Annotated in this window: 5 protein-coding genes and 1 pseudogene; 4 read left to right on the top strand and 2 right to left on the bottom strand. The window is 67.5% G+C overall.

The genetic code is table 11. The annotated features are described in order from the left end of the window. From dacB to hpt, 4 genes are all read left to right on the top strand, one after another. A partial coding sequence (dacB, locus tag VFA16_RS11290; protein WP_324967890.1) for a D-alanyl-D-alanine carboxypeptidase/D-alanyl-D-alanine endopeptidase occupies positions 1–631 on the top strand: 631 nt, incomplete at its 5' end. Further along, on the top strand, positions 628–1,683 hold the full coding sequence (locus VFA16_RS11285) for a zinc-dependent metalloprotease (RefSeq protein ID WP_324967889.1): 1,056 nt from the start codon (positions 628–630) through the stop codon (positions 1,681–1,683). The genes dacB and VFA16_RS11285, both read left to right, overlap by 4 nt. Continuing rightward, entirely contained in the window at positions 1,662–2,633 is a 972-nt protein-coding gene (gene tilS / locus VFA16_RS11280) for a tRNA lysidine(34) synthetase TilS (RefSeq protein ID WP_324967888.1), read from the top strand. The genes VFA16_RS11285 and tilS overlap by 22 nt, the downstream gene beginning before the upstream one ends. 31 nt (positions 2,634–2,664) lie before the next feature. After that, positions 2,665–3,255, top strand: a complete 591-nt coding sequence (gene hpt / locus VFA16_RS11275; protein WP_324967887.1) for a hypoxanthine phosphoribosyltransferase — start codon at positions 2,665–2,667, stop codon at positions 3,253–3,255. Here the strand turns inward: hpt and VFA16_RS11270 are convergent. Together VFA16_RS11270 and VFA16_RS11265 are read right to left on the bottom strand one after the other, a co-directional pair. Then, a complete protein-coding gene (locus VFA16_RS11270) occupies positions 3,252–3,980 on the bottom strand; it encodes an SIMPL domain-containing protein (RefSeq protein WP_324967886.1) in 729 nt (242 codons plus the stop codon). The genes hpt and VFA16_RS11270 overlap by 4 nt on opposite strands. A gap of 20 nt (positions 3,981–4,000) precedes the next feature. After that, positions 4,001–4,641: pseudogene (locus VFA16_RS11265) on the bottom strand (HNH endonuclease signature motif containing protein); the annotation flags it as partial.

Raw genomic sequence — 4,641 nt, 5'->3', positions numbered from 1 at the left:
GCTGGCCAGCGCCCTTGGTGTCAAGCCCGCCGCGGTGACGCTGGCTGCGGCCCCGCCCGACGCGCGCGAGCTGGCCGCTGTGCGGTCGGCGCCGCTGATCGAGCGGCTGGGCGACATGATGGACGCCTCCGACAACGTGATGGCCGAGTGCATCGGGCGCGAGGTAGCGGCGGCCACCCACCGGCCGCGGAGCTTCGCTGGGGCCGTCGACGCGGTGACCAGTCAGCTGGCCAACGCGCAGGTCGCCATCTCGGGTGCTGTCCTGGTGGATTCCAGCGGGTTGTCGCTCGACGACCGGTTGACTGCCAAGACACTCGACTCAGTGGTGCAGGCGGCCGCCGGGCCCGATCAGCCGGCGCTGCGACCGCTGCTGGATTTGCTGCCCATCGCCGGTGGCAGCGGCACGTTGTCCAACCGCTTCATCAACCCGGCTGGCGACGGGATTGCGGCCGGCTGGTTGCGCGCGAAGACCGGCTCACTAACTGCCGTCAATTCCCTGGCCGGCGTGATCACCGACAACAGCGGACGGGTGCTGACATTCGCGTTCATCTCCAACGACGCAGGCCCGACCGGCCGCCTCGCGATCGACGCCCTGGCCGCCCGGCTGCGCACGTGCGGATGCGTGACATGACCGGCTCCGCCGAGCTGACCGTCGGGCGCGCCATCGACTGGCGCTTCGCCGCCGACGTCGGCGAACGACTGGCCCGCCCGGGCCCGCCGGCGACGGAATACACCCGCCGGAAGGTGATCGACGACCTGGCCAGCGCGGCGAAGGCGGCCGAACCGCCGGTGCGCGAGGTCACCGGCCTCGAGATCGACCGGCCGGTCCCGGACGCGCGGGTCGTCGACCGGCCGCAGTGGATCCGGGCGGCGGCGGAGTCGATGCGGGTGATGACGGGCGGGACCGACAAGCCGCGGGGTTTTTTCACCGGGCGGATCACGGGCGCGCAGACCGGCGCGGTGCTGGCTTTCGTGTCGTCGGGGATATTGGGCCAGTACGATCCGTTCGCCGCGGGCGACGGGGGGTGCCTTCTCCTGGTGTACCCCAACGTCATCGCGGTCGAACGCCAACTGCGGGTGGAGCCTTCCGACTTCCGGTTATGGGTGTGTTTGCACGAGGTGACGCACCGCGTGCAGTTCACCGTCAACCCGTGGCTGTCGGGCTACATGTCGCAGGCGCTGGCGGTGCTGACGCGGGAAAGCGGTGAGGACGTCAACCAGGTGCTGGGCAGGCTCGCCGACTTCGTCCGCGGCCGCGGTGAGGCTTCGCAAGCGAACCCGGACGGCAACTCACCGGGGATACTTGGCCTGCTGCGGGCCGTGCAGTCCGAGCCGCAGCGGCAGGCGCTGGATCAACTGCTGGTGCTGGGCACCTTGCTCGAGGGCCACGCCGATCACGTGATGGACGCCGTCGGGCCGATGGTGGTGCCGTCGGTGGCGATCATCCGCAGCCGGTTCGACGAGCGCCGCCACCGCAAGCAACCGCCGCTGCAACGGCTGCTGCGGGCGTTGCTGGGCATCGACACCAAGCTCAAGCAGTACACCCGCGGTAAAGCATTCGTCGACCATGTGGTCGGCCGGGTTGGCATGGAGCGGTTCAACACGATCTGGTCAGGTCCGGAAACGCTGCCGCTGCCCGCGGAGATCGAAAACCCGCAACGATGGATCGACAGAGTGCTGTAGGGCAGCTGTCTACGGCTGTCGAGGCGTTCGCCGACACCTATCTTGCCGGCACCGAGCGGTGGTGCGTCGGATTGTCCGGTGGACCCGACTCATTGGCGCTGACCGCGGTCGCGGCGCGGATGCGGCCCACCACCGCATTGGTCGTCGACCATGGCTTACAGACCGGCTCCGCTGACGTCGCCGCCACTGCCCGGGCGCAAGCCATGGCGCTGGGATGCGTTGCCGCGCAGGTGCTTTGCGTGCAGGTGGGCGAGGACGGCGGCCCGGAGGCGGCCGCCCGCAGCGCACGCTATCAGGCGTTGGACGCCGCCCGCACGGACCAGCCGGTGTTGTTGGCGCACACCCTCGACGACCAGGCCGAAACCGTGCTGCTGGGATTGGGCCGCGGGTCCGGTGCCCGCTCGATCGCGGGGATGCGCCAATACGACCCGCCGTGGTGCCGACCGCTGTTGGGTGTGCGCCGCTTCGTGACGCATGCCGCGTGCGACGAGTTGGGCCTGACGGCTTGGCAGGACCCGCACAACACCGATCGCCGGTTTACCCGGGCTCGGCTGCGCCAGGAGGTGCTGCCGCTGCTCGAGGAGGTGCTTGGTGGCGGGGTCGCTGAGGCGCTGGCCCGCACCGCGATGGCGTTGCGGGAAGACAGCGAACTGATCGACACGCTTGCCGCGCAGGCGCTGACGGCCGCCGCCCGGGGCGAGGGACTTGACACCGCGGCGCTCGCTGCGCTGCCTGACCCGGTTCGGCGGCGGGTCATCCGCCGCTGGTTGCTGGCTGGTGGGGCTATCGGGTTGACAGATAAGCAGATCCGGGGAATCGACACACTGGTCACTGCGTGGCGGGGGCAGGGCGGAGTGGCGGTGGGGTCCACGCTGCGCGGTGAGCGGTTGGTGGCCGGCCGACACAACGGGGTGCTGACGCTGCGACGTGAGCCGGTCCGACGGGGCTGACGTTGGCTGTCGGTCAGCGGCATGGCACGCTGTGGGCGTGGCAGCGCAATCCGGTGAGCTGTACCCAGGCGACATCAAATCGGTGCTGTTGACCGGAGACCAGATTCAGACTCGCACCGCTGAGCTCGGCGCGACGATCGGCGACGACTACCGCGGCGTGACCGATGCCCCCGGCGCTCAGGACCTGCTGTTGATCACCGTGCTGAAGGGCGCGGTCATGTTCGTCACCGACCTGGCCCGCGCGATCCCGCTACCGACCCAGTTCGAATTCATGGCCGTCAGCTCCTACGGGTCCTCGACGTCGTCGTCGGGCGTGGTGCGCATCCTCAAAGACCTTGACCGCGATATCAACGACCGCGACGTGCTGATCGTCGAGGATGTCGTCGACTCCGGACTGACCCTGTCGTGGTTGCTGCGAAACCTCGCCACCCGGCATCCGCGTTCGCTTCGGGTGTGCACGCTGTTGCGCAAGCCAGACGCGATGCGCGCCAATGTGGACATTGCCTACGTGGGCTTCGACATCCCAAACGAATTCGTGGTCGGCTACGGCCTCGACTACGACGAGCGCTACCGCGACCTGCCGTACATCGGAACCCTGGATCCCAGGGTGTATCAGGACTAGCCAAGTTCCCAGACTGCGGTCATGGTGAAATTGACCGTCTGCTGGCCGGGTTCAAGCGGAACATCTGTGGCGGCCATCGGCGCGCGGGGCATCGGGGTCGGCGTGGGCGCGCCGGAGGTCTCCCAGATCGAGATCACCTCGCCCAACCGAAGTCCCGACAGCTGCGCATACTGCTGGGCTCGGTTCTTGGCGTCATTGAACGCTCGGGCCCGTGCGTCACGGACCAACTGTGAGTCGTCCTCGATGGAATAGTGCACGGAATTGATCCGGGTGGCGTCACCGCCGGTGTTGACGATGGCTGCCAGCACGTGCGACGCCGACTCCAGCTTGCGGATCTTCACTCGGATCGAATTGTTGGCGCGGTAACCGGTGATGGCTCCGTCGCCGCCGCCGTACTGCGGTTGCACGCTGACGTCGGTGGTGCTGATGTCCGGTTTACCCACGCCGGCGTCGGTCAGCGCGGTGATGACTTCTTGCTGGCGTTCGTTGGTCCGGTTCATCGCGGTTGTGACGTCCGGGGCGACGAACTCGATGCCCGCCTCGACGGTCAGCGTGTCCGGGACACCCTGGACTTTTCCCAGCCCGGTGACAGTCACTTGGCGGGGATTGTCGGCGACCGGTTCAGTGCTGGAATCGCAAGCGGACGCCGCCGCCGCGGTGAAGCTTAACGCGACTATCGCCAACACTGAACGCAGTGACAGTTTCCCGCTTCCGGCGATCGGCATGACTGGCACCATAGCGTTCGTCAGAACGGGGGATCGTCGGGCAGGGGTGCTAGTGGAGGCGGTCGCCAATCCGGCGGCAGTTCTTCGGGTTCTCGAGGATCGTTGACCCAGGTACAAAACGGGCTGGTGCTCGGTCGGCCCTTGAACAAAAAGAGCATGCCGCGCATATGGTTTCGGAACTTGCGGGCAGCTACCTCTTCTTTTCGCGCTTCGTCGAGCTGCCGGCGCGCTTCGTTGATCGGCCGTTGCTCGCGGTTGTGCTTGCGGGTCCGAGCAATTCGGCTGGCGCGCTGCTTAGAGCGGCTGCACCGATTCGGCCTGGGTGCCGCGCACGCCGGGCTGTGCGTTGTTCCGAAAAGGTCTGCTCCGGCCGGGGCCGTTCGATACGTTTGGCCGGTGGGTGAGGTCCACACGATAGTGCCGTCAGCCAATTGCCGATCATGCCAGCCGCCAAAGGTCTTCAGCCGATGATGTTGACGGCAAAGGCATTTGAGATTCCACGGTACAGTCAACCCACCGGTCTTCGGGTCGGCGTGGTTGAACGGAATCGTATGGTCGACGTCACAGACCATCGCTGGGCGGCTGCAGCCGGGGAACCGGCACGTCAAATCTCGGCAACGAATTGCCCGCTCCAACGCCGCCGACGGCTGATAGCGCAACG

The sequence above is a fragment of the Mycobacterium sp. genome (assembly GCF_035653355.1).
Taxonomy (GTDB): Bacteria; Actinomycetota; Actinomycetes; order Mycobacteriales; family Mycobacteriaceae; genus Mycobacterium.
The sequence above is the reverse complement of the archived record's forward strand: the minus strand, read 5'-3'. Positions and strand labels throughout refer to the sequence as shown.

Coding starts and splice junctions, on each gene's coding strand:
- VFA16_RS11285 (WP_324967889.1), top strand. CDS start 628: ATGACCGGCTCCGCCGAGCTGACCGTCGGGCGCGCCATCGACTGGCGC.
- tilS (WP_324967888.1), top strand. CDS start 1,662: ATGGATCGACAGAGTGCTGTAGGGCAGCTGTCTACGGCTGTCGAGGCG.
- VFA16_RS11270 (WP_324967886.1), bottom strand. CDS start 3,980: ATGCCGATCGCCGGAAGCGGGAAACTGTCACTGCGTTCAGTGTTGGCG.